The organism is Parasphingorhabdus sp. (genome assembly GCF_039982415.1).
In the GTDB taxonomy this organism is placed as follows: domain Bacteria; phylum Pseudomonadota; class Alphaproteobacteria; order Sphingomonadales; family Sphingomonadaceae; genus Parasphingorhabdus.
On record NZ_JBDWYL010000007.1, the window covers coordinates 477925 to 501003 of the forward strand.

General features: G+C 50.6%; 24 protein-coding genes. 11 read left to right on the top strand and 13 right to left on the bottom strand.

Annotated features, from left to right (window positions below; genetic code table 11):
• Positions 1-94: 94 nt before the first annotated feature.
• Complete coding sequence (locus ABJU74_RS12075) at positions 95-2566, bottom strand: TonB-dependent receptor (RefSeq protein ID WP_348384467.1); 2472 nt, start codon at positions 2564-2566, stop codon at positions 95-97.
• 247 nt (positions 2567-2813) lie between these two features.
• On the opposite strand from ABJU74_RS12075, the gene ABJU74_RS12080 reads away from it, so the two are divergent.
• The 10 genes from ABJU74_RS12080 to ABJU74_RS12125 all read left to right on the top strand — a co-directional run bounded on the left by ABJU74_RS12080 (position 2814) and on the right by ABJU74_RS12125 (position 9852).
• On the top strand, positions 2814-3761 hold the full coding sequence (locus ABJU74_RS12080) for an alpha/beta hydrolase (RefSeq protein WP_348384468.1): 948 nt from the start codon (positions 2814-2816) through the stop codon (positions 3759-3761).
• A 157-nt stretch (positions 3762-3918) separates the two neighbouring features.
• The gene (locus ABJU74_RS12085; RefSeq protein WP_348384469.1) at positions 3919-4221 is read left to right on the top strand and encodes a DUF1330 domain-containing protein; all 303 of its coding nucleotides are present in this window, start codon (positions 3919-3921) and stop codon (positions 4219-4221) included.
• Positions 4218-4691 (top strand): VOC family protein, encoded by a 474-nt coding sequence (locus tag ABJU74_RS12090; RefSeq protein ID WP_348384470.1) that lies wholly within the window; start codon positions 4218-4220, stop codon positions 4689-4691. The genes ABJU74_RS12085 and ABJU74_RS12090 overlap by 4 nt, the downstream gene beginning before the upstream one ends.
• Positions 4692-5786, top strand: a complete 1095-nt coding sequence (locus ABJU74_RS12095; RefSeq protein WP_348384471.1) for an NADP-dependent oxidoreductase — start codon at positions 4692-4694, stop codon at positions 5784-5786.
• 11 nt (positions 5787-5797) lie between these two features.
• The gene (locus tag ABJU74_RS12100; RefSeq protein ID WP_348384472.1) at positions 5798-6253 is read left to right on the top strand and encodes a VOC family protein; all 456 of its coding nucleotides are present in this window, start codon (positions 5798-5800) and stop codon (positions 6251-6253) included.
• Positions 6250-7602 (top strand): MFS transporter, encoded by a 1353-nt coding sequence (locus ABJU74_RS12105; RefSeq protein ID WP_348384473.1) that lies wholly within the window; start codon positions 6250-6252, stop codon positions 7600-7602. Before ABJU74_RS12100 ends, ABJU74_RS12105 begins: the two co-directional genes overlap by 4 nt.
• A complete protein-coding gene (locus ABJU74_RS12110; RefSeq protein ID WP_348384474.1) occupies positions 7599-8405 on the top strand; it encodes an alpha/beta hydrolase in 807 nt (268 codons plus the stop codon). The genes ABJU74_RS12105 and ABJU74_RS12110 overlap by 4 nt, the downstream gene beginning before the upstream one ends.
• Positions 8402-8704, top strand: coding sequence for a YciI family protein (locus ABJU74_RS12115; RefSeq protein WP_348384475.1), 303 nt, complete (start codon positions 8402-8404; stop codon positions 8702-8704). The genes ABJU74_RS12110 and ABJU74_RS12115 overlap by 4 nt, the downstream gene beginning before the upstream one ends.
• A gap of 26 nt (positions 8705-8730) precedes the next feature.
• Positions 8731-9324: a carboxymuconolactone decarboxylase family protein gene (locus tag ABJU74_RS12120; RefSeq protein WP_348384476.1), complete on the top strand. Its 594-nt coding sequence runs from the start codon at positions 8731-8733 to the stop codon at positions 9322-9324.
• A 15-nt stretch (positions 9325-9339) separates the two neighbouring features.
• Positions 9340-9852, top strand: coding sequence for a DUF4440 domain-containing protein (locus tag ABJU74_RS12125; protein WP_348384477.1), 513 nt, complete (start codon positions 9340-9342; stop codon positions 9850-9852).
• Here ABJU74_RS12125 and ABJU74_RS12130 read toward each other — a convergent pair.
• The 9 genes from ABJU74_RS12130 to ABJU74_RS12170 form a co-directional block, all read right to left on the bottom strand.
• The gene (locus ABJU74_RS12130) at positions 9849-10751 is read right to left on the bottom strand and encodes a VOC family protein (RefSeq protein WP_348384478.1); all 903 of its coding nucleotides are present in this window, start codon (positions 10749-10751) and stop codon (positions 9849-9851) included. The two genes, ABJU74_RS12125 and ABJU74_RS12130, sit on opposite strands and share 4 nt — an antisense overlap.
• Before the next feature lies 1 nt (position 10752).
• Complete coding sequence (locus ABJU74_RS12135; protein WP_348384479.1) at positions 10753-11517, bottom strand: enoyl-CoA hydratase-related protein; 765 nt, start codon at positions 11515-11517, stop codon at positions 10753-10755.
• Positions 11514-12380, bottom strand: coding sequence for a polysaccharide deacetylase family protein (locus ABJU74_RS12140; protein ID WP_348384480.1), 867 nt, complete (start codon positions 12378-12380; stop codon positions 11514-11516). The genes ABJU74_RS12135 and ABJU74_RS12140 overlap by 4 nt, the downstream gene beginning before the upstream one ends.
• A 159-nt stretch (positions 12381-12539) precedes the next feature.
• Positions 12540-13343: an SDR family NAD(P)-dependent oxidoreductase gene (locus ABJU74_RS12145; protein WP_348384481.1), complete on the bottom strand. Its 804-nt coding sequence runs from the start codon at positions 13341-13343 to the stop codon at positions 12540-12542.
• Complete coding sequence (locus tag ABJU74_RS12150; RefSeq protein ID WP_348384482.1) at positions 13343-13648, bottom strand: REDY-like protein HapK; 306 nt, start codon at positions 13646-13648, stop codon at positions 13343-13345. Before ABJU74_RS12150 ends, ABJU74_RS12145 begins: the two co-directional genes overlap by 1 nt.
• Positions 13649-13661: 13 nt before the next feature.
• Positions 13662-14855, bottom strand: coding sequence for an amidase (locus ABJU74_RS12155; protein WP_348384483.1), 1194 nt, complete (start codon positions 14853-14855; stop codon positions 13662-13664).
• Positions 14852-16213, bottom strand: coding sequence for a phenylacetate--CoA ligase family protein (locus tag ABJU74_RS12160; protein WP_348384484.1), 1362 nt, complete (start codon positions 16211-16213; stop codon positions 14852-14854). The genes ABJU74_RS12155 and ABJU74_RS12160 overlap by 4 nt, the downstream gene beginning before the upstream one ends.
• On the bottom strand, positions 16213-17517 hold the full coding sequence (locus ABJU74_RS12165; RefSeq protein ID WP_348384485.1) for an MmgE/PrpD family protein: 1305 nt from the start codon (positions 17515-17517) through the stop codon (positions 16213-16215). Before ABJU74_RS12165 ends, ABJU74_RS12160 begins: the two co-directional genes overlap by 1 nt.
• Positions 17514-18761, bottom strand: coding sequence for an MmgE/PrpD family protein (locus ABJU74_RS12170; RefSeq protein WP_348384486.1), 1248 nt, complete (start codon positions 18759-18761; stop codon positions 17514-17516). The genes ABJU74_RS12165 and ABJU74_RS12170 overlap by 4 nt, the downstream gene beginning before the upstream one ends.
• Positions 18762-18787: 26 nt before the next feature.
• Between ABJU74_RS12170 and ABJU74_RS12175 the strand changes: the two genes are divergently transcribed.
• Positions 18788-19567, top strand: a complete 780-nt coding sequence (locus tag ABJU74_RS12175) for a GntR family transcriptional regulator (protein WP_348384487.1) — start codon at positions 18788-18790, stop codon at positions 19565-19567.
• A gap of 8 nt (positions 19568-19575) precedes the next feature.
• On the opposite strand, the gene ABJU74_RS12180 is transcribed toward ABJU74_RS12175, so the two are convergent.
• From ABJU74_RS12180 to ABJU74_RS12190, 3 genes are read right to left on the bottom strand one after another with little or no spacing between them, the layout of a single operon-like run.
• Positions 19576-20664, bottom strand: coding sequence for a CoA transferase (locus ABJU74_RS12180; protein ID WP_348384488.1), 1089 nt, complete (start codon positions 20662-20664; stop codon positions 19576-19578).
• Positions 20665-20670: 6 nt separating this feature from the next.
• Positions 20671-21864 (bottom strand): CoA transferase, encoded by a 1194-nt coding sequence (locus ABJU74_RS12185; RefSeq protein WP_348384489.1) that lies wholly within the window; start codon positions 21862-21864, stop codon positions 20671-20673.
• Positions 21861-23039 carry an acyl-CoA dehydrogenase family protein gene (locus tag ABJU74_RS12190; RefSeq protein ID WP_348384490.1) on the bottom strand — a complete coding sequence of 393 codons (1179 nt, stop codon included), beginning with the start codon at positions 23037-23039 and terminating at the stop codon, positions 21861-21863. Before ABJU74_RS12190 ends, ABJU74_RS12185 begins: the two co-directional genes overlap by 4 nt.
• Positions 23040-23079 lie beyond the last annotated feature (40 nt).

A 23079-nucleotide genomic window follows, 5' to 3' on the forward strand; every position in this document is an offset into this window, starting at 1 on the left:
GAACTAAAAACGGGCCGGAAGGTTTGTTCTGCCGGGATCTGGACAAAAAGAAAGCCGCTAAAAAGCGGCTTTCCTCTTCCATCTTTCAGGTATCTTAGAAACTAAAGTCTAGCTTGATACCGAATTGACGGCGCGGGCGCAGACCAATTTGTACGCTTTCCCGGAGGAAATCGAACACGCCGCTGAATAGAGGCAATCGGCCCCGGACATCAGCGCCGGTATCGGCAACATTATTGGCAGAGATAGGTGCATCTTCTCCCAATACATTGGTCACAAAAAACTCGATCCGTACATCATCGGTTTTGATACCGGTCCGGATGTTCAAGTCATATGCGCTTGGCGTTTCAGCCAAGTTAGTATTGCTGTCGAAAAACTGCCCTGTGTGGAACAAGTCACTGCGAATATACCAATCAGCATCTCCCAGTCCCAAAAAGTCCCCCTTGATCGGTTGGGTAAATGTGTTGCCAATCGACCAAGTCAATTTCGGGAAACGCGGAGCTCGTTGTCCAGTCACATCTGCGCCGGGACCGAATACATCGGTAAAGTCACCCGCTCCTTGCCCAACTGGGAAGGACTGGATCTGCGCATCTACAATGGCCAATGAGCCTTGTACCGAGAAAGCATCAGATACATTCCAACTTGCATCCAATTCGAGACCATAGATGTTCGTTGTAGCTCCGTTGCCGGTATAAGAAACCGTCCGAATAGGATTAGGTGCACCCGGCGTTGTGTCTGTGACAGTTTCAAAAGCGGAGAAGATTTCATTGCTTCGCTTCATGTAGAAAGCAGCCAAGTTAAAGGCGAGTGATTTGTTGAACAATGTCTGCTTCCAACCCAACTCGAAATTTTCCAATTTCTCTTCTTCGTACGACACATCATTGCCAGGTGCGGCGGCGTTAAATTCTGCCAATTGGGCCGCATCCAGTTCGGCTACTTCCGGATTGAAACCGCCCGGTAAGTTACCCACACTGTAGTTAGCGTAGAGCAATGTATCGTCTGTCGGCTCATATTGTACCAGAACGCGCGGAAGGAATTTTTTGAACTTGGTCGGAGAAATTGGCGTTGCCAATCCCGCATTGACCGCATTTTCGCTGATCTCATCCACTTGATACCGACCTTCGAATATCAGCGTCAGTTCGTTGGTCAATTCAAAATCAACCAGTCCGAACACACCAATAGTCTGCGCTCCAGTTTCCGCAGGATCCGCATAGACACCAGGGAACCAGGTGTCCCGTGGGAACACTGTACCCCCAAAATAGCCAGCGAAATTATCATAAAAGCCGCCAGAGCTTAGGATATTAATGTCGAGATAGTTACCGCCTACGGTCCATGAAATCCGATCGTCCCAGAAGCTTCCGGACATGCGCGCTTCAATACCGAAATCTTCCAGATCACGGCCGATTGAGGAGTTAAACCCAAAACCAATCGTGGCATCAAAATCGCCGAAGAAAAGGAATTTTTCTCGGTTATAACCGGTCAGTAAATCGAAACTCAAATTGTCGCTAATATTATAAGTTGCCGCAAGACTGGTACGGTAGGCTTTGCGTTTCAAGCCATAGCCACCAAGTTCTTCGTAGCTAATGCCCACATCCGGCACCGTCGCGCCAGGTGCCAAGCCAGCATTAAGAGCAGCCAGTGCGCGCTGAAAGTCTGCGTCCGTTGTATCTGTGCCGACTTGATCAAGCGAAGGCACTCGCAACACGCCTTGAAACGCGGTTTCAGTAGTGCCGCCGCCGGGCAATGGGAATCCACCGAAATTGTGCTGGAAAAATCCACCGGCACGGGTGAATGCCGCTGGGCCATCATCATCTTCATAATAAGTGCCGCGAATCTTCACCCGAAAATCATCACTGGGCTCAAACAGCAAAGTTGCGCCAACAGCCCATGTTTCTTCGGATCCGAGTTTTTGAGATGGATCCTTGGCGTTGCGATAATGCCCACCATTGGAATCGAAACTACCGTTCACACGAAAGGCTAAGCTATCTCCTATCGGCCCTTCAATACTTGCCGCTACGCGATATTCATCACGCGTTGCTGCGGTCAATGAAACATCGACACCAAAGTCACGGCCCGGATCTTTTGTGATGTAGTTGATTGCGCCAGCAAATGTATTCCGTCCGAACAGCGCCGATTGTGGGCCTTTGATGATTTCAACCCGCTCCACTTCGCTTAGACCAATGCCCTGGATACCACCGGAAACATATACGCCATCCACAAAAACCGTTGCGGTTCTTTGCAAGGGATTGCCATTGTCCACGGTGACACCGCGAAAGCGAGGAACTGAATCCACCCGCGCTGCCGTATCATTATAGGCTTCAATGAACACACCCGGTGACGCTTTTGCGATATCCAATATGCTATCAAAGCCGGCTTCTTTTATATCTTCACTATCAAAAGCAGAAATGGCAATCGGTGTATCTTGTAAGGTGGATGCATTTTTCCGTGCCGTCACGATGATGACATTGGAATCATCTGCGGCTTCTTCGCCGCCATTATCTTGTGCCAATACTGGCGCGCTTGCCAGAATTGTTGCTGCAAGCAGTGATGTTTTAAAAACCATTTTCATTGAGTTAACTCCCTGACGTCAGATTGTCTGACAAATCCCCATGAGCAGAAATCACATCGAATTGCAGATTTGTCCAGACAAATTTTACTTTATTTTAATCTCCAGCAAAAACTGTCGCATAATTGCAACTCTTCTGAGATTTTTGCTGACTTTTTGTTAGTTTTCCGCCATTTTTTGTAGATTAATTTGTCCGGACATTTTATAGAGTTATCATAGAAAATGGCGCTGAAATTCAGAAGGAACCATCATGCGACTGATTCAAAACTCTCAAATTTTGCTTTGCCTGACTTTCTCAGGATTGCTTTTGTCCGCCTCTCCATCTCTCGCCCAATCCCTCACTTCTGAAGCAACCCAAAGTCCGATGATTACAATGAAGCGGGCATTTTACGATGGCCCTTTTGGTCAAGTACATGTGCGCATCGCGCAGCCAGATAACAAAACTCAAGAACCACCACTGGTGCTCTTTCATCCCACGCCTTATTCCAGCGACTATTTTCTGAAATTCATGCACCTGATGGCCATTGACCGCGTGGTCATTGCGATTGATACGCCTGGCTATGGCGACTCGGATCGTCCCAAAAAGTTGCAATCGATTGATGGCTATGCCGCTTCTGCGGCTGCAGTGCTCCAAGCCATGGGCTATGGTAAAGAGTCAAGCCAACCACTAGATCTATTAGGATATCATACCGGCTGCCTCATCGCTGTAGAGCTTGCTGCGCAGCATCCGGAACTGGTCCGTCGCCTGATCCTTCCAGGTCTTCCTTTCTTTTCCGGAGAAGACCGCGGCAAGGGCTATAAGGCCAACGCGAAACCGGATCAGGTCTTGGCAGATGGGTCGCACCTGAACAAAAAGTGGCAATTTGCCGCAGCAGCGACAACGGTCAATCTGCCTTTGAGCCGGGCGCAGGAGCATTTTAATGATATGATGCAATGCCACCCGCATTGTTGGGAAGCCTATCATGGTGTCTTCACTTATCCGGCAGAGAGTCGCTTTCAGAAAGTCAAACAACCGGTATTGCTCATCACCAATGATGGCAGTCTCAAACAGGAGACCGAAGCGGCTTTATCGTTTTTTCCCAACGCTCAAATGCGTCATATTGACGGAGTCACTTTAGGGGGCTTTGATCTGGCGCCGGAAAAATATAGAGCCGTCATCCTCCCCTTTCTCGGCAACGAAACAACCGTCGACAAATAGTTCCAGCGATATAACTTTTATAATATTCGCTTTTTCTCCAAACTTGCACAAATGCCTGATCAATTTTAAGCGACAACTCCTGTCGGTTGAAAATAGCTGTTGCAATCGTCTCTCCTTGCCGTAATTTGTCCGGACAAATCTAAAGGAGGAATCGTTCATGGCTGCTTACATGATTGTCACCGCCGCTATATCCGATCGCGAAAAATTCATCCAAGGCTATGGCGCAGCAGCGGGAGCCTTAGTTGAAAAATTTGGCGGCACTTATGTGTTGCGCGGCCCTGGTGCAGAATTGCTGGAAGGCAGTTTCGGTGACGGGGCCTCGATGGTCATTTCTGAATGGCCAGACAAAGAAGCGGTGTACAAGTTCTGGAACAGCCCCGAATATCAGGAAGCCAAAAAATTGCGTGCTGATATCGCAGATTGCCAAGTCCTTGTAATAGAAAGCCCGAAAATCACATGACTGACATTATCAAACGCACAACATTAATGGTCCGTGATGGCGACATTGCTTCCCATTGGTATGAGACGGTATTGGGCATGACCAAATGGATGGACACGCCCTTCACCCTGTCTGGTACCCAATTGGCCGCGGGCAAAAAGGGTGATCAAACGCGCTTGATCATATTGAAATGTGAGCATGACATGATTGGCATGATCGGCTTACTCGAATGGCTTGACCCCAAACAAGATGCTCCAAAAGAATTGCCAACCGAAATCAAATTTGGCGCACCCGTTTTTGTTGTTGCTTCTGAAGATGCCAAAGGAGCAGTCGAACGGGCACGAGCTTTAGGGTCGCGCATTCACAGCGAACCCAGAGAATGGACCGTTACCGGAGCGGATGGAAAGCAAAAGGATATGATCGGCTGTTCCTTCTGGGATTTGGACGGCTATTTCTTTGAAGTGAACCAAGTTGTGAAGGTTCATGACTGAGTGACAACGCCGCTTTCCTCCCTAGCTGAATTTGACGCGCTGTCCGCCAATAAGCAAATGGACGACAATGCCAATTATCAATGGCGGGTCGCCGCTCGGCCTGTTGGCAATGTTAAGCCAACTGACTTTATGTGGACGCAAAATGATATTCCGGTGCCGGGAAAAGGCGAAGTGCTTTTGAAAACGCATTATCTTGGCCTTGCGCCGGTTATGCGTTTCTACATGCAAGGCACCGGTGCGGCAGGAGAAAAAGTCCTGGAGCCTGGAGATATTATTCACGGCCGCGGTGTGGCCCAGGTCATTCAATCCCGGCATCCTGATTGGCGCGAAGGCGAAATGGTTCAGGGCCAAATGGGCTGGCAGACCTACAAGGTCTCTAAAATGACAGCTCAGGAAAAATTTTATAGAATGCCGCCAAACGGCTTGCCGGCTGCACTTGGATCTGGCGTACTGGGCATGACCGGCCTGTCGGCTCATGCTGGGTTTTTTACCTGCGGCGACCCGCAACAGGGAGATCGGATGATTTTGTCCGGCGCCGCCGGCGGTGTCGGTTCGATGGTCAGTCAATTGGCCGCAAATGTATCCGGTTGTGATGTGATCGGGATGGCCGGTGGGCCAGAAAAATGCGCGTTCATTCTCGAACATGGCTGTTCACATGCGATAGATTATAAATCCGAAAATATTGCAGCGCGACTGGACGAATTACAGCCTGATGGCATCGACCTTTATTTCGACAATGTCGGCGGCGAAACTTTGGAAGCCTGTCTCGAAAGACTGCGCTTGCATAGCCGGATTGTGCTGTGCGGATCGATCAGCGAGTATACGCGAGACGAACCATTTAAACTGTCTAACTATACCCGTTTGCGGGCCACAGAGTCCCGCATGCAAGGGTTTTTCGTCTACAACCATCTCGATCGCTGGAAGCTGGTCATGGATGACCTTGCCGGTTGGATCCACGAGGGTAAATTAAAACCCGTTCAGGATATTGAGCAGGGGTTTCAACATATGCCACGCGCCTTGGCTAATCTCTATTATGGTCAAAATGTCGGTGTACAATGCTGCTCAGTCCGCGGTGAACCGGAAAACTGGATTTAAGGAAGATAGTAATGACGAGTAAACCTCAAACACGATTTCAACGCGGCAATTTTGTTGTGGCCGATATCGATCGTTCTTTGACTTTTTATCGGGACGTGCTTGGCTTTGAAGAAACGTTTCGCAAAGGCCATAATCCAGACAGCTATTCCTTTCCGGTCTTTGAAATCCCGAAAGATGCGGAGATTGGTTTTTCGATCCTGTCGCTACCGGGACAGCCCCGAGTAATGGCTCTGTCCGAAGTCAAAAAAATTCCGCTAGATCCGGTACCTCATCCAAGACGCAGCGCAATTGTCCTCGACGTTGCCGATCCCGATGCTGTGATGGAAGGCGCCCGCAAACTGGGCCTGCAAGTCTATGAAGAAGGCCGACTTGAAACCCATGATGGCAGGATCGGTCGGGAAATCGGCATTGTAGATTTTGACGATAATCTGGTGGTCATCTACCTGATTCCGGACGCGCAACCATGACCGATAAAGCAGACAGTCCCGCGGCGACGTCGCCATCAGCAGCGCCCTATCCGAGCGCAACAGCCGGCTGGTTTCTCGTCGTCATGCTGACCATCGCCTATATTTTTAGCTTTGTGGATCGATATATATTGGGATTACTGATTGAACCGATCAAAGCCGAGTTTGATTTGTCAGACCGGTCAATCGGTTGGCTGCTGAGCGCGTTTACATTGGTCTATGGCTTTGTCGGTATATTCATGGGCTGGTTGATTGATCGCGGAAAACGGATTTGGATCGTATCCATTGGCGTCGCACTCTGGTCCGCAGCCACGGTGGCGACGGGTACAGCCAAAAATTTCGCGCAACTGTTCACCGCGCGTATGGGCGTCGGTATTGGCGAAGCGACGCTCAGTCCCGCAACATTCTCTATGATCGGAGACAGCTTCCCCACCGAAAAGCGCGGGAAGCCGATTGCTTTCTATTCCTCCGCTCTTCCCATTGGTGCTGGCTTGGCATCCCTCCTAAGCGGCGCAATAATCGCCTGGACGGTATCGAGCGGGAATCAGTCGCTACCGCTGTTTGGTGAATTATCACCCTGGCGCTTCACGCTCATTCTTGTGGGCCTTCCCGGTATATTATTCGCGCTCTTCTTTCTGTTTATGAAAGAACCGGTGCGGCGGCCTGCTGCTGCGACAGCCGATGTCATAAGCGGCAGCGGCTTTTTCGATGCGCTCAAATATATCTGGTGCAACAAAACACTCTATATCGGGTTCGTCCTCATCATTTGCACGATGACAGCCATTGCCTATAGCCAAGGCTTTCTCGCGCCAACATTCGAACGAACCTGGGGTTGGTCGCCACAAAAATATGCCACTATAAACGGTATCGCGTTGCTCATCATTGGTCCGGCCAATATGCTCATCATGGGTACAATTTCAGACTGGTGGACCAAAAAGGGTGTTCAAGATGCGTCCTTGCGGATTCTGTATATCGGCTTTTTCATCATGGTTCCAACCGCGTCACTGCCCTTGTTTATGCCAACAGCAGAACTGGCCTTCGCGATATTATGCATCAACACAATTGGCATCGGAATTGTCTCTGCCATTGGCGTAACATCCTTGTTGGTCATCACGCCTGCACAGGTTCGCGGGCAAATTATCGCACTTTACTATCTTGCAATCAGTTGGTTCGGATCATTGGGTCCGATAGCGGTCGGCGAACTGTCAAGCAGCGTGTTTGGTGAGGATAATATTCGGTATGCAGTGGCCACAGTGCCGATTATTTTTGCAATTATTCCCCTGGTGATGATGCCGCTTACCCGCCGGCTCTACCGGGAACAAATGACTCGCCTTGGAGACTCCAACAAATGATCCGAAAAGGATATTCAGACGGCCCATTTGGTCAAATTCATTGGCGCAAGTTAGTGCCCGAAGGCCCAATATCCGCACCGCCTCTTTATTGCCTTCACCCCGGACCATTTAGCGGTCTCGCTTTTACCGCAATCATGCCCCATCTCGCGCGGGATAGAATGGTGGTTGCTCCTGACTATCCAGGCTATGGTGGCTCTGATCCGTTTAAGGAAGAACCCACTATCGCAGAATATGCACAGGCGATGCTCGCAGTGATTCACGAACAATCCGGTAGTGGCACGGTTGACCTCTTGGGCTTTCACACAGGCAATCTGGTTGCGGTGGAAATGGCATTGATAGACCCGCTTAAAATAGGGCGTCTCGCTTTGGTCGATATACCGGCCTTTGACGCCGAAACGAGCGCCAAGCATAAATCTGCCAGCTCCAAGACTTTTGAAATCACATCTGAGTTAGAATGTCTCGAATGGCCGTGGAAGCGCGGCATTACCAACCGCATCGCCAGTCAAACCTATGACCGCAGCTTTGAAATGTTTGTGGAGCAATTGCGGCCCGGGAAATTCATGAACAAGGCCTTTCATGCTGCTTTTAGCTATGATGTGGACAGTAAACTGCCTGCCATGACACAGGACAGCTTGATCTTGGCGACACAATCCGGTTTGCTTGATGCAACGCGCCGTGCAGCCACATTAATTGCAGATGCAAGACTGGTTGAGCGATTGGACATTACCCGCGCCGTTTTGGATGAGGCGGCTGAGATCACAGCAGCTGAAATTTTGAATTTTCTTAATCGGACAAAAACATGAAAGCCTTTGCCATATATTGCACGGATAAACCGGATACCGCACAAAAACGACTAGCGGCCCGAGACGCGCATTTTGCCCATATTGAAAAAACTATCGAAAATCTGTTTGTTGCTGGTCCATTGAAAAACCAAGAGGGAGATACGATCGGTTCGCTGCTCATTGTCAAAGCAGAAACCGCAGCGCAGGCGCGAGCCCAGCTCGAAGCGGATCCCTATTATCATGCTAATCTTTGGGCCGATATCCGAATCCATGAATTTACGGCTGCGGCGGGCGACTGGATCGGCGGGAAAATATGGTAAGATCCCTTATACAGCAAGGATAGAATATGACCCGGATTACACCTCTGACCTTAGAGCAATTGCCTGAAGAGACTCAGGCGGCGCTTAAATTTTCCGAAAATCTGATGGGCTATGTCCCCAATTCCGTGATGACCATGGCGCATTGGCCAGAATTATTGGGCGCTTTTCGCGGACTTGTCAGCGTTATCTATGGCGATAGCGCAATTGATAATGGACTAAAAAGGCTCATCGGTGCGGTAACCAGTGCGGCCGCTGGGTGCCAATATTGCAAAGCTCATACAACCTTAGGTGCCCGAGATGTTGGCGTTGATGAAGCTAAAGTCCAGGCGGTTTGGGATTATCAATCCAGTCCGTTATTCTCTGCTGCAGAAATTGCTGCGCTCGACCTTGCCTTTGCAGCCGGCCAAGTTCCAAATGCGGCCACGGACCAGCACTTCGAAGCCTTGAACGATCATTTTGATGAACGGCAAAAGACCGAAATTATGGCCGTCATCAGTATGTTTGGTTTCCTTAACCGGTGGAATGACAGCCTCGCCACCGCGCTTGAGGACAAACCTTTTGAATCCGCCAGCGCGCTATACAATCCTGACCAGTGGCAATCAGGACAACACCGACCCTGAAGCGAAAGAGGATAAATGACTGGAAGAATATTATTTATCGCTGCACTGGGCGTCAGTCTTGTTGCAAATCCGACGGCTGCCGAACCGGCAATATCAGCCCCTGCCCATAGCGATGCAAAAGCGATAGTCGCGCATGGTGCGCTATGGAAAAAGCTGTTCGAAGCAGGTGATATCGCTGCCATGCGGGATCTGTATGAAGAGGATGCTTGGCTCATGACGCATGGGGCACCAGCGGCCAAGGGTGTCAATGCGATATTGACCTATTTGCAACGCAACAAGGACCGCGGGAACCGGGTCTCGTTTTCCTTCACCCCGGAAGATATTACGATTAATGGCAATACCGGCTATCTAATTTCGAAATATTGGATGAACGTTGTCACACCCGGCAATGAAAAATTTACGGCAGCGGGGCGATCCTTTCTTGTTTTCAAAAAGGGAACAGATGGTAAATGGCGGCTGTGGCGTGATATGGACAATCAGGCACCTGACGTGACCGCCAGCGATCAACCGGAGCAAAGTTCCAACTAGCCGATTTCAATCAACTCCAGCAATTCTCCTACGGGGCCATGGACCGTGGCAGTGCGTCGGTCCCGGTAAATTGCCCCTTCTCGAACCTGCGGTTTGGAAATCCAGTCCAGGTTTAGTGCGTCCAACTTGTCCACCGCGAGCGTGACCAATGCATTACCAGGAGGCAATAAACCCTGATGGCGCAGGCGTACCGTTGCTTCTTTCGGATAATCATCGACCTCGACTATCGGCAACCGGTCATTTTGGATCATCGTCAGATCAGAGACCGTTCCAGCGGGTTTGCCGAATGCATCGTTGATCATGCTATATTCCAGCGTGTAGGTATCGCCGACAGTCAGATGCAATTGATCACGATACCAATCCACGGTCGCCTCACGATCGGGCGTTGCCAAGATCACGATAAAAATATGGTCGGTCAACGATCTGGCTTTCGGCAAATCGGAAGATGGTGTGTCTTCGCGGACCTCATTTAGATAGATCATTTCTCGCCCGCGACCCAATACTTGCATCGGTACAAAAAACGGTAAGCCTTCAAGCTCTTTCGGCGGACCAATTATATCAAAACCGCTTTTTTCCAATCGCTTTGGCCATCCAAACACATCCTGGACCGTCAATTCATAGGCAGCCCAACCATAAGTGGTGGTGGGTTTAAATTCCGGATGATCCGGCTGTTCGACTAGCCGAATAAAGCAGTCCGCACCACTCGTTGGCTGCAACACTGCACTCGATGCTCCGGCATTTTTCGGACAGGCCCAGCTTTGAGCCAATGCCATATCCAAGTCATCGGCCTCAACAAGCTGCATACCCAATATGTCTTGATAGTCATTAATCGCATGTTGAATATTGGGAACAGTGACGACACCGCCCAAAATAGAACCATGTTGAAGAGCATGTGTCATGTTAAAATTCCGGTTTTCTCTTGTCTAGAAAGGCACTGACACCTTCTTTAAAATCTCGGCTTTCAAAGGCGGCATCAAACAGGGCTGAGGTCTCGGCATCATCGTCGGCCTGACCATCCAATATACGTTTAATGATTGCTTTGCTCATCGTTTGGCTGTGCGAAGATACAGAGGCCATAGTTTGCGCGATCGCGGCAGCCTCTGCATAAGGGTCAGCAGCGGATATTGTAATCAAACCAATATCCAAGGCTTCATCGGTGGATAATAGTTGACCTGTAAATAATATGCGTTTCGCCTGTGAGGGGCCCACCAGATCAACAAGCAATTTGGTGTCGTGCAAGGGATAGACCAATCCCAATTTTGATGGCGTGATCCCAAAGCGGGCTTTGGGCCCCGCAATCCGCAGATCACAGGCCAAAGCCATACCGCAGCCGCCGCCAACGCAATCGCCATCGACGATTGCAATAGTAGGTTTCGGCGCCCCAGCCAGTTCATGTTGCACACGGCCTATGGCCGCCTGGTTTTTCGCACGCCATTGCGGATCGGTAGAACCAGTAGCAAATTCACCAATATCCGCGCCCGCACAAAAGGCACTATCGGGCTGACTGGCATGCAAACATAATATTCGAATGCTTGTATCCGCCATCGCATCAGCTAATAAATCGGGCAGCAACTCCCACATCGCTTGATTGAACGCATTGCGCTTTTCAGGCCGATCAATAATCAGATGTGCGATCTTGCCCTTTTTCTCCAAACGCAAACTCATAGTGGAGAGACCGTGGCCAGATGTTGCGCGATTTGGTGGCGGGTGGTTACCCAGACATCCTTTTTAGATCTTACATGCTTGATAAATTCTTCAAATGCCCAAATGCGGCCAGGCCGGCCGATAATCCTTAGATGAAGACCGAGCGACATCATTTTGGGATTACCCTCTTCGCCCTCTCGGTAGACTTGATCAAAATTATGCTTGGCATAATCAAGCCATTGCTGAGGCGTCATTGCCGGATCCGTCCACATTTTCATGTCGTTACTATCCAATTGATAGGGCACGATCGCAATAGGCTTTTCCGGGACAGTCATTTTGTCCCAAAAGGGAATATCTCCGGAATAATCGTCCATATGATAGGCAAAGCCCTCTTCGATCAAAAGCCGTCTGGTGTTATCGGTATGGAAATAGCGCGATAGCCAACCATAAGGCCTGGTGCCGGTTGTCTTTTCAATGGATTGAACCGCTTTGCGGATAAACTCCCGCTCTTTCGCCTCATCCATTTTAAATTGATGCACCCACCGATAGCCATGGCTGACAGGTTCATGACCCATTTCAGCGATAGCTGCGGCTATTTCCGGGTGGTTCTCGAGGCTCATGGCGGCCACAGTCCAGCTCGCTAGAATATCATATTGCTTGAGCAATTTTACAATGCGCGGTGCACCGGCTTTGATCCCGTAAAGATAATTGCTCTCATTACCATAATTGCGAATGGGCGATTTTATATGAATGCCGAGTTCATCCACGGGCTCCATTCCCCGGTCGCCACGGGCCACGGTCATCTCGCTGCCTTCTTCAACGTTGACGACAATACTAAGCGCCATTTTCGCGCCGCCCGGCCAATCCATCCGTTCTTCTTGCATATTAGTTTTTTTCCTTGATCATAGTCGGTGTCCGGGAGGCGCAATGCACTTGGCAAAAGGAACTATGGCAACTCCGCGTACCCAATTCTGCGGGCATTTTCTCGCTATGAAAAATAAGATTCAGTGTTCCACAATGACAAACTCCAGGATCGTGCATCATCAGTGCATTTCCTCTCCGCCGGATACGTTAAGTGCTTCTCCGGTTACGTAAAAGGCATCATCACTTGCCAGCCACGCGCAGGCGGCGGCCGTATCGGATGGTAGGCCCGGTCGGCCCATCGGATTGCTCTTGCTCATATTGGCAAGATAGGCCTCCACGCTGTCAAAGCCGAGTAATTTCGAAAAATAGGCATTTTGCTGAGCGCCGAGGCCGGTGGTCACATGGTTGGGACAAACCGCATTGACAGTAATCCCATGCGCCCCCAGCTCCACCGCACTGGCCCGGGTCAGGCCGACCATGCCATGTTTGGAACTGACATAGGCGGGTAAATGCGGGAAACCAGTTTTGGCGGCTTGCGAAGCAATATTGATGATGCGGCCGCCATTGCCAGCTGCGACCATCGCTTTGGCTGCTGCCTGCGTGCAATAAAAAGCACCGGACAGATTGACCCCGATCACCTGATCCCATTCCTTGGCCGTATCGACCTCCAGCAGCGGCTTCATCATGAAACCGATACCGGCATTATTGACGAAAATATCTACCGCTCCAAATGCATCGACCGTTTGATCAACCAACGCCTGACATTGCGATGCATCGCTTACATCGCATGCGACAGTCGCGACTTTGGCGCCGCGACCCCGCAATTCTTCGGCCACGCCTTCTTCCTGATCACCAATGGCGAGATCCGAAACAACACAATTGGCACCTTCATCAGCAAAGCGTTTTAAAATGCCCTGACCCAGGCCTTTCTCTTTGCCTGAACCCGTGACGACGATAGTTTTTCCTGCAAACTTATCGGACATTATAAATCTTCCGTGAGAATGAATTGCGGGCCATCAGCATAATCCTGAAACGGAGCCGACATCGCTTGGAATTCGGGATCGGATACGTCTGCAACAAACTCATCCATACCAATAATATCGATAATTTCGAAATATTCATAAGGTGAGGGGTCATCGGAACCGAATAGGCCGGTTGCCTTGTGCACTGTAAATGAGGTCACCGAGCCGAGGGCACTGGCGGCAGGGATATCCCGGGTTTTCGCCCATTCTTCATATTCGCCGATATTCACGCCATCTTTCAAGTTAAACAAAACGATGATCCGCATAGTTTTTCTCCTCTTATGAAATTTCCAAATAGGTGCTAGGGCGGCGATAACCGTTTAATTTTTCATCCAGCCTCCTCGCCAACGAAAACAAATCCGCTTCACAGCCCTTAGATGCGATTATCTGGAGGCCCAAGGGCATGCCATTGTCATTGAAACCAGATGGAATGGTTATCGCAGGAAGGTCTGCAATGCTGGCAAGACAAGTATAATCAGCTTGATTGGCCGGTGCTTCTTCGCTTTGGGGAAAGGCTCCTTGCGGAGCGGTCGGCAAGATACAAAAACCATGTTTTAAAACCAGCGTCTGCATGGTTTTCGCTGTTTGTTTTAAAATTGCCTGATCTTTATCCCAATCCAAAGCGCTGCGTTTCGGACCGTAGGTTAGCAACTTTTTCAGATGATCAGAGAGACTCTCAAGGTCTTCTCCACCGAAATGCTCTGCCATTGCTTTTGACGTTTTAATAAACCCGGCAAACCGAATGCGCGACAACGAATGATTGAGCTGCGCCACAGCAATTGTTTCCCCTGCCCAACGCATGATATCGCGAAAATTCTCGATAACTTCCAGTTCACAATCGACACCGGTTTCAACCAATGTCGCTAAAGACCCGGTGATCGCCTTATTCTCTCCAAAATCGCTCATGATTCTGGCAACTTTCTCCAAAAGACTTAAATTTCGAGCTAGCGGCCCGATGCAATCCATTGTTGGTTCGGCCAGCTCCAAACCGTCTTGGCTGATCGCCGATTGTGCCGGCTTAAACCCGTATACGCCGCAATAGGCCGCTGGAATACGGACAGATCCCATGGTGTCTGTGCCCAGCGCAACATCACAAAGACCTGCCGCCACCGCAGCTCCGCTTCCACCCGATGAACCGCCGGGGGTATAATTTTCCTTATGCGGATTATAAGTCTTACCAAACCATGGATTATCCGTCTTCGCACCGAGCGCAGCCTCTTCCATATTCAGCATGCCGATTATAGTTCCGCCCGCCGCCCGCAATTTTGCAACCACCGCCGCGTCGGTGTCTGCCACGCGATCGCGATGCAATTTGCAACCAGCAGTCCAAGGCATGGCTTTGACTGCAATATTGGCCTTTATGCCAATCGTAACTCCAGCCAACAATCCAGCAGAGCCAGTCGCTGTCTCATCGAAATCGGTAAAGGCATTTAACCGCCCATTGACAGATTCCAAGGCACGCCAATCAATCATAAACCACGCTCATCGATTAGACGAATCGGTTTCTGCCGCGTATCGATTTGGGTATCTTTTGCAGTCCCGCCGGCATCGACCAACGCAACTCCCACCTCAATTCCGATTCCCTTTCGGAGCAATTCGGCCAATTCCACCTGACTGCTGCTACCTTTGCTTTCAAGGGTAACGTGCATATCGTCACGGCCGGCGTCATCGCGCGTAACGCGGCAAACATATTCGCCCGTGAGATCACTCCGCCCTTCTATGATAGCCCCAATCGCGTGAGGGAAAATATTAATTCCGCGCAGTTTTACCATATTATCACTGCGCCCTTTAAAGCCAGTAATCCGTTTGAAAACCATATCTGTTGCGTTGCTGTCGGTTCGCTCTTCGGTGATATCATGGGTATTGAAGCGAATACACGGAGCGATATCATCTTTGAACAAACAGGTGACGACCATGTCACCGGTTTCTCCCGGAGCCACGGCTGCGCCGGTATCGACATCCAGCAATTCCAAATATTGCGCATCCTCCCACACATACATGCCATCCCTTTCAGGACCTTCGCCAGCTATGGCTCCGGTATCGCCGACCCCATACCAATCATAGGCTTTGGCCCCTTGCCAGGCCGCTTCTGTTGCCGCGCGATCTTCGGTTCCCAAATGACCAATAATCATCTTGAGATTGACGCGGTCAAAAATCTCCTCCGCGGCAGCCACGTCAGCCAATTTCCGAATGTAGTCCACAAAACCCACCATGCAGGTGACATTGAAATCAGCCAATAAATTGACCTGATTGATTGACCGGGTTTCAATACCCGTTCCCGCACTTAGAAAAAGAGCATTGGTAAAATGCGTGACCGCCTCACGAATATAATGGCCGCCATTGATCATTCCATGCCCATAAACAGATTGCACGACATCGTCTTGCCCGAGCCCCATCCAGCGATACATCCGACCAACCAACAAATTCGTGATTTCACGCCCTTTGGGCCCAAACATAAGCGGCTGTGGTCGTCCGGTTGTTCCGGACGTCGTATGGAATACCACCGGTGTGTTCCCGCGCCCGTCAAAATCTCCGTAAGGAGGAAATTGATTAACCGAATCCATGAGATCAGTTTTATCATAAACAGGCAATTTTGTTATGTCTGCTAAGCTTTGAATATCTCCTGGCTCAATGCCCTGATTGCCCCAAAGGCGTTGGTAAAATGGGATTTCCCATCCCCGCTTCATTAGTTTCACAAACCGCTGTTCTTGTAAGGCAAAAAGTTCATCGCGAGACATTTTGGTATAGCGCGCGACAAATGCATCTCCGATGGGGTAATCGGCAAGCATTTGCTGTGCATCAAAAGTTTCAAAATAGGTCGGAAAAGTCATTATAACTCCGTGGCATAGGCTAAAGGGTCAGTAAAAATTCGGTCATCGCAACGACCATCCGCCAGCGATTTTGCGAGATCGCGTTTGGATTGGGCTTGGTTTTCCGACATTGGAGCCGATGGACTCCCCAAATTGTCAGTAATGGTCCGCTCGATCCGTGTCCCATTGGTCAGCACAATCGTCAGTTTCTGTGGAGACAATGCATTATGGTCAGGATTGTCATCTATCCGAATAGACACTTTACCGCCTAAGCGAACCAAATCAGGATCGGCAAATTGCTCTTTGCGGAAACAGCGCGGATCAATGATCTGATCGCGCAACATCAAAGGTACCAGAAAGGCAAGGCAAAGCCGAGCATAGCTCGCTGTCATATCCGTCTTATATGGTCGCCCGACCAATCGATGTATCAGCGGTGGCGCTTCAATATCAACCGACTGGACCTGTCCACTGTCGATAGATCCATCACGGATCATATCGTCAATTGCGCCCAAGATACCATGACTGGCCCGACCAGATGGGAAAGGCTTGATGCTGACCTGTTCGATCAACCAGATTTTTCCCAAATGATTTGTATAAGGCGTGAGATCGCCTGGTTCGAACAATTTAAAATATCCGAATGGGCCGTCCAACACATCGTGAGGGCCGTCCATTCCGGCCTTTGCGAGATCTACCGCGGTGATCGCTGCACGGGCTGCATTGGCAATTTGCAATGGCAAAGCGATCGAAGCCTCCAAATGCGCTTGCATCGTCCCGGCTGCTTGAGAATAAGCCAATCCGAGAACGTCAGCAAATTTATCGGCTGCCAGCTGTTCCAGCCTCGCCACTGCCAAGGCAGCACCAATTACTCCCGCGGTAGCGGGACGAAAAAATTGCATGGCGCCGGATGCTGCAATACCCATCCCGCTCGCGATATCCACGCCCACTGCCAAAGCCATAAGGAAGGCATCCTCATCACAATCATCCGTTCGGTCTGCGCTAGCCAACAAGGCTGCCACGACAACAGACATGGCATGAACCACCGCCGGTTCGTGCACAGCATCCCATTCCAGGCAATGGATCGCAAAGCCATTAAACCAAGCGGCAGATGGGGTTGGCAATCGGTCTGTGAGGCCCAGAAGCCTGGATTCATCGGCTTGGCCCCAAGTGCGTACAGCCGCCAGCAAAGACTGTGCTTCATTCGACGCTGCGCCAGCAGCACCGCTGGCCAATGTGTCTGCGAACAACCGACAAGCGGCGGCTCTGGCTGTGCGTGGCAAAGCATGATCGGCAATTGCGAATTCAAGAACTTTTTGGGTTGTAGTCATGACAGCCACCCGGTTAGCATCTTGCTAATCGCTGTTGGATCGTCGCCATTTAATGCCAGATCCACCGCGCGATCAGCCTCCCTCGATGGCAATTCACCCCAAGTGATCAAAGCTCTTGCTTTGTCGATAATGCCCTCTTTTGGCATTGGCCGTTCTGGATCACCTAGCGTGTCTACCAATTCAACATGCGCCCCGCCACAAGTTAGCCGTGCACCATAATGTTCGGGGTAGCGCTTAGTTATGCCACCGGCTTCGGAAACCGAAACACGGGCCCGAACATCAGTCAGAGATGCGATGGCTTCGGGTTCAAAATCCGCCAGTTGCGGCACGCCGCGTTCGGCCACTACCGCTACAGCATGCTGAAGAGAGAATTTTGCATCAAACACGGTTTTCGGATCAGGGCGATCACAAAATTTAATGGCATCGGCATAGGTTCCAACCTGAATATCGCCATCTAGCGATCCCAGCTTGGCCTTGAGTTCCAGCGCGGCATCAATCGCCGGATGGGCATGACGACAAGCACCCCAGGGTTTGAAGCTAACCTCGTGGATACGCCATTGATCCGGGAAGATCATCGGTTTGGGGTTTTCACATGTGGCAGCGTAAAGACCTTGCGGGCCCTCAAGGATGAAGCGAGGTCCGGTCGCGTCCTCCAGCGCGGCTCGAGCGGCACGCCGTCCGGTTTCTGCAGCGTGGGAAATATGCCATTGCTTCGCAACTGTATCTTCGTGACGCATCTGCCAGAGACCACCTGATACTGATCCTGCCAATCCCATGGCATTGACTAAATTTTCTAAAGAAGGCTTTTGTTGAGACGAGAAACATGCTGCCACTGCAGCACCAAATATTCCAGCGGTCGATGTGTTATGCCAATTTGAATAATGTCTGTCGTCAAAAGTCGAACCGATAGCAATCACCGTTTCATAACCTCTAGTCGCGGCTGTCAGCATATCATCAAAGTCAGTAACAGATTGACCAAATATGCTTCCCCAGACCACGGGTCCAGGATGCAAAATGGATGAGCGGTGAATATCATCCATCTCAAGAACATTACCCAACCAAGATCCTCGCGAACCCGGCACCCCTGAGGTTTCTATTGGCAAGCTGCCAACGCCGCTCGTTCGCGCACCCGCGACACATCCCAACCAATCGAGCAAATGCAGCCGCGCGCGCTGCTGGGTTGCTTCATCAACAGGGCGCATCAAATGAGTTGCCAATTTCTCGGTCAGGCTCTCTTGCGTCATTGCAGGACCCGTCCTAAGACTAACCCATGTCCGGTAGAGAAAAATTGGCTGCTAAAGCATCTGCGAAATCGAAACGTTCGGCTAAGAAAAAGCCGCGTTATCTTGAGCTTGCAGATGAATTGCGAGAAGCGGTGTTGCGCGGAGACTATTCCGATCCCGGCGATTTTCCAACCGAATCCGTTTTGTGCAAAAAATATGATGTCAGTCGTTTTACGGTGAGGGAAGCTTTGCGCAAGCTTACCGCCGAAGGATTGATCACCCGCAAACGCGGCTCCGGGACGGTCGTCCAACCGGCGACGGCGCGGGCTGGTGCTTTGCACCAACCGCTCAGTAACGTTGGTGAAATTCTGCAATATGCGCGAGATACGACGATTAGCTTTGAGAAATGCAAGACGGCGGCCATTCCTAAAGATGTGGTCGAACAAATTGGCTCCAACGCCGATGGCGAATGGTTTGCCTTTCGCGGAAAGCGGATGAAGCCTGGCCGCAAACGGCCGATTGCAGTCACCGAAGCTTGGGTTCATCCCGATTTGGCTGAAGCGGTCGCCCAGATCGATGTCAATGCCACCACCTTGTTCGGACAGATTGAAATGCTGGGAAAAGTTAGCGTGACCCGAGTCACCCAAGATATTCAGGCGATCAAAGGAGCCAAGACTATATTGTCTGACCTGGGCCTGGAAAAAGGAGACCCAGTTTTGCGGATATTGCGCTGCTATTTCGATGAAGGCGATCGCATGTTTGAAATATCGGCGAGCTACCATCCCGGTGAGAGATTTGCCTATTCGATGCACATAGAGGTGGACTGAAACCCCGTTCATTTTTTCTCGTCCAACATCGGCGCATCGCTAACTTGCCAATTTTTTTCCGATTCAAAACGGAAGGATGGAGCGATTTGATGGCTGCCATGGGCTTCAATCCACAAGCCCTTTTCCCGCACAAAATCTTGGTCCAATGCTTCTCTAAAATCGAGAACCGGCGAGAAAGCCACGTCCTTGTCGGCAAACCACTGCACCCATTGATCGCGGGTTTTGTTTGCGAATGTTTCCCGCAGAAAGGCAATTAATGGCTGTTGCGCGGCCCCGGCTTCCGCTTCGGCTAGAGCGATCAGTTCCGGCCGATCGAGCGCGGTTAGCAAATTCCGGGCGAACTTAATCTCACGCCCCCCGAGAACGACATATTTATCATCTAAAGTCTTGTAAACATTGTAAAAACCAGCACCGCCCAAGGAGCGCTGATTGGCTGACACAGAAGATTGGCCACCGCTTATTGCATCCCCGGCAATATGGGCACTCCACGGCAACATCGCATCAAACATCGCAATATCGATATAATCACCGGCCCCGGTTCGCTCGCGTCCGAGCAAGGCCATCAACACTGCCGACAAACCATTTAAGCCAGCCGCCATATCTGCCGAGGGCACGCCCGGCACGACCGGCATACCATCGGGCCCGTCATTAACCGATAAAAAGCCTGACAATGCTTGGACCGCCATATCATGCGCCGGATGATGCGCCATTTCTCCTTCCTGTCCAAAGGCAGAAATCGAACAATAAACAAGCTGGGGAAACCGTGCTGAAACACTTTGATAGTCAAAGCCAAGACGCTTCATAACGCCTGGCCGAAAACCTTCGATCATGACATCGGCATCCGCAAGCAAATCCCAAAGTTGCGCGCACCCGCGTTCTGATTTCAAATCAAGCGCAACAGCCTGTTTGCCGCGATTGAGATTGCGGAACCAAACCGATTGCCCAGCTTCCATTGGATACATTTGCCGGGCCGGGTCCCCGGTAGGCGGCTCAACCTTGATCACTTGCGCGCCATGATCTGCCATCATCATGCTCAGCATCGGACCCGGCAAAAAAAGCGATAGGTCGACAACTTTGATACCGGTCAATTTGGCCATGAGCGTTCAGACAATTCCTTTTGCACGCAGATTGGCAATCGAGTCCCTATCATAGCCTGCTTCTGATAAAATGACGTCACTGTCAGCGCCCAATAGTGGCCCAGCACGATTGGGAAGACGTTCTCCATTTAACTTAATCGGGCTAGACAAGACATTCATATCTTCACGATCTGGATGGCTGACAGTATCCCGCATACCAATTGATTTTAACCATGGATTATCAAGCGCTTGGTCAAGGCCATAAACAGGAGCGATCGGCATTAAGCCCTGTAATAAATCCAACCAGTGGGCGACGGGCTTGGCGCTGAAAATTTCGCCGAGAATATCTGACAAAGCGCCGCGGTTGGTCAACCGTTCAGCCGGAGTGGCGAAGCGCGGATCTTCAGCCAAACTCTGATGTCCGATCCGTTCGCATAATATTGACCAGAATTTTGGCAATTGCGCCATGACAAACATCCATCCATCCGCTGCCTTGAACATCTGGCTGGGCGTGGCGGAAGGATGGGCCCCAAAAGGCGCACGGCCGGTGACATCTTCTTCGTTCATATACCACAATGCCGGATAGCTTGTTTGGTGCAATGCAGCTGACAGCAAATCCACATCAACATCACAACCTTCACCGGACCGCTGCGCATCCAGCAAAGCGGCGAGTAATCCTACGGCCGCCATTGTTCCGGTCATAAAATCAACCATCGACAAACCAAAGCGCACCGGCGGTCCGTCCGGCTCTCCCGTTAACGCGCAAAAACCCGCTTCGGCTTGCATCAAATAATCATAACCCGGCCATTTTGACCGTTCATTGCCGCGTCCATAAGCAGAGATATGTGCACAGACGATGGCCGGATTAACATCCTTCAGCGCTGCATAGTTGAGGCCAATTTTATCCGGCACATCACCGCGTAAGTTATTTGCGACAACATGGGCGTCTTTCGCCAGCTTATGGAGAACATCTTGCCCGTCTTCGGTCCGCAGATCGAGGGTAAGCGACCGCTTGTTAAGATTGAAACTTTGAAAATAGAGGCTTTCTTGCTCACGCAACCAATGCGGCCCTACATGGCGCGCCGTGTCGCCGCCATTTGGCGGTTCGATTTTGATGACATCGGCACCCATTTGCGCCAGAAACATCGTGCCATAAGGGCCAGCACCATATTGCTCAGCCGACAGGATACGAAAGCCCTTAAGAGGTTGCTTCACACTCACGCAGGGTTCCTTTTAACCCATTGCTTGGAGATAATCATCCGTTGCATTTCATTCGTCCCTTCACCAATGCACATAAGCAAGGAATCGCGATAATAGCGCTCAATTTCATATTCTTTGGAATAGGCATAGCCCCCATGCACGCGCATCGATTCTTCCGAATTGCGGACAGCGGCTTCGGATGCAAAATATTTGGCCATACCAGCTTCCAGATCACAGCGCTCGCCGCGATCATAAGCTTCAGCGGCATCAAGCGTTAACAGCCGTGCAGCCCGCGCCCGAGTAACCATTTCACCCAATTTTAATTGGATTGCTTGATGATCTGCAATGGGTTTGCCCATGGTTTCGCGCAGCTGCGCATATTCGGTAGCGAGACGCAAAGATCCTTCGGCCAGTCCAACCCCACGGGCAGCCACATTGATCCGGCCCAATTCCAATCCGCCAGTGGCCTGGAAAAATCCTTGACCCTCGACGTCGCCAATAAGATTTTCCGCCGGAATGCGATAATTGTCGAACACCAATTCTGCACTATCGATACTGTTATAACCCAATTTCTTGAATTTTTTACCGACCGTAAAACCTTCACCCTTTGGCGCGATCATAAGGCTCATACCCTTGTAGCGCGGATCTGCCTTTGGATCGGTTTTCACCAAAAGGGCGAAACAGCTGCCATTAATCCCATTTGAGATCCAGGTTTTGGTGCCGTTGACAATATAGTCGTCACCATCGCGTTCCGCAGTCGTCCGAATGGCTTGCAAATCGGTCCCGGCATTGGGTTCCGTCAAGGCCAGTCCGCCACGAATTTCACCGGTCGCGAATTTGGGAAGCCATTTTGCCTTTTGCTCCGCCGTACCAAATCGCTCCACGGCACAGGCCATGATCAAATGGGAGTTAAAAATTCCGGTAATCGCCATCCAATGGGAGGCAATTTCTGCGACGATTTTCGCATAGCTGGTTGCAGGCATGCCCAGACCGCCATATTCTTGCCCAATGGTAGCACCGAAAAGCCCCATCTCCGCCATTTCGCCAACCAGCTTTTCGGGCCACTTATCTTCGTGATCATGTTCCATGACGACGGGTTTCACCGACCTATCAACCCATTTCTGGATCGCGTCCATGAACGCCTGCTCTTCTTCCGGATCGATCATATGCTGTGCATTATCAATTGCCGTTGCCATTTTAGTCACTCCTGAATGTCTCAAACTTGGGTTTCCCTCC

Excerpts from the sequence above, each read along its gene's own strand:
- ABJU74_RS12075 (WP_348384467.1), bottom strand. The coding sequence starts at position 2,566 with ATGAAAATGGTTTTTAAAACATCACTGCTTGCAGCAACAATTCTGGCA.
- ABJU74_RS12080 (WP_348384468.1), top strand. The coding sequence starts at position 2,814 with ATGCGACTGATTCAAAACTCTCAAATTTTGCTTTGCCTGACTTTCTCA.
- ABJU74_RS12085 (WP_348384469.1), top strand. The coding sequence starts at position 3,919 with ATGGCTGCTTACATGATTGTCACCGCCGCTATATCCGATCGCGAAAAA.
- ABJU74_RS12090 (WP_348384470.1), top strand. The coding sequence starts at position 4,218 with ATGACTGACATTATCAAACGCACAACATTAATGGTCCGTGATGGCGAC.
- ABJU74_RS12100 (WP_348384472.1), top strand. The coding sequence starts at position 5,798 with ATGACGAGTAAACCTCAAACACGATTTCAACGCGGCAATTTTGTTGTG.
- ABJU74_RS12105 (WP_348384473.1), top strand. The coding sequence starts at position 6,250 with ATGACCGATAAAGCAGACAGTCCCGCGGCGACGTCGCCATCAGCAGCG.
- ABJU74_RS12110 (WP_348384474.1), top strand. The coding sequence starts at position 7,599 with ATGATCCGAAAAGGATATTCAGACGGCCCATTTGGTCAAATTCATTGG.
- ABJU74_RS12115 (WP_348384475.1), top strand. The coding sequence starts at position 8,402 with ATGAAAGCCTTTGCCATATATTGCACGGATAAACCGGATACCGCACAA.
- ABJU74_RS12120 (WP_348384476.1), top strand. The coding sequence starts at position 8,731 with ATGACCCGGATTACACCTCTGACCTTAGAGCAATTGCCTGAAGAGACT.
- ABJU74_RS12125 (WP_348384477.1), top strand. The coding sequence starts at position 9,340 with ATGACTGGAAGAATATTATTTATCGCTGCACTGGGCGTCAGTCTTGTT.
- ABJU74_RS12130 (WP_348384478.1), bottom strand. The coding sequence starts at position 10,751 with ATGACACATGCTCTTCAACATGGTTCTATTTTGGGCGGTGTCGTCACT.
- ABJU74_RS12135 (WP_348384479.1), bottom strand. The coding sequence starts at position 11,517 with ATGAGTTTGCGTTTGGAGAAAAAGGGCAAGATCGCACATCTGATTATT.
- ABJU74_RS12140 (WP_348384480.1), bottom strand. The coding sequence starts at position 12,380 with ATGCAAGAAGAACGGATGGATTGGCCGGGCGGCGCGAAAATGGCGCTT.
- ABJU74_RS12145 (WP_348384481.1), bottom strand. The coding sequence starts at position 13,343 with ATGTCCGATAAGTTTGCAGGAAAAACTATCGTCGTCACGGGTTCAGGC.
- ABJU74_RS12150 (WP_348384482.1), bottom strand. The coding sequence starts at position 13,648 with ATGCGGATCATCGTTTTGTTTAACTTGAAAGATGGCGTGAATATCGGC.
- ABJU74_RS12155 (WP_348384483.1), bottom strand. The coding sequence starts at position 14,855 with ATGATTGATTGGCGTGCCTTGGAATCTGTCAATGGGCGGTTAAATGCC.
- ABJU74_RS12160 (WP_348384484.1), bottom strand. The coding sequence starts at position 16,213 with ATGACTTTTCCGACCTATTTTGAAACTTTTGATGCACAGCAAATGCTT.
- ABJU74_RS12165 (WP_348384485.1), bottom strand. The coding sequence starts at position 17,517 with ATGACTACAACCCAAAAAGTTCTTGAATTCGCAATTGCCGATCATGCT.
- ABJU74_RS12170 (WP_348384486.1), bottom strand. The coding sequence starts at position 18,761 with ATGACGCAAGAGAGCCTGACCGAGAAATTGGCAACTCATTTGATGCGC.
- ABJU74_RS12175 (WP_348384487.1), top strand. The coding sequence starts at position 18,788 with ATGTCCGGTAGAGAAAAATTGGCTGCTAAAGCATCTGCGAAATCGAAA.
- ABJU74_RS12180 (WP_348384488.1), bottom strand. The coding sequence starts at position 20,664 with ATGGCCAAATTGACCGGTATCAAAGTTGTCGACCTATCGCTTTTTTTG.
- ABJU74_RS12190 (WP_348384490.1), bottom strand. The coding sequence starts at position 23,039 with ATGGCAACGGCAATTGATAATGCACAGCATATGATCGATCCGGAAGAA.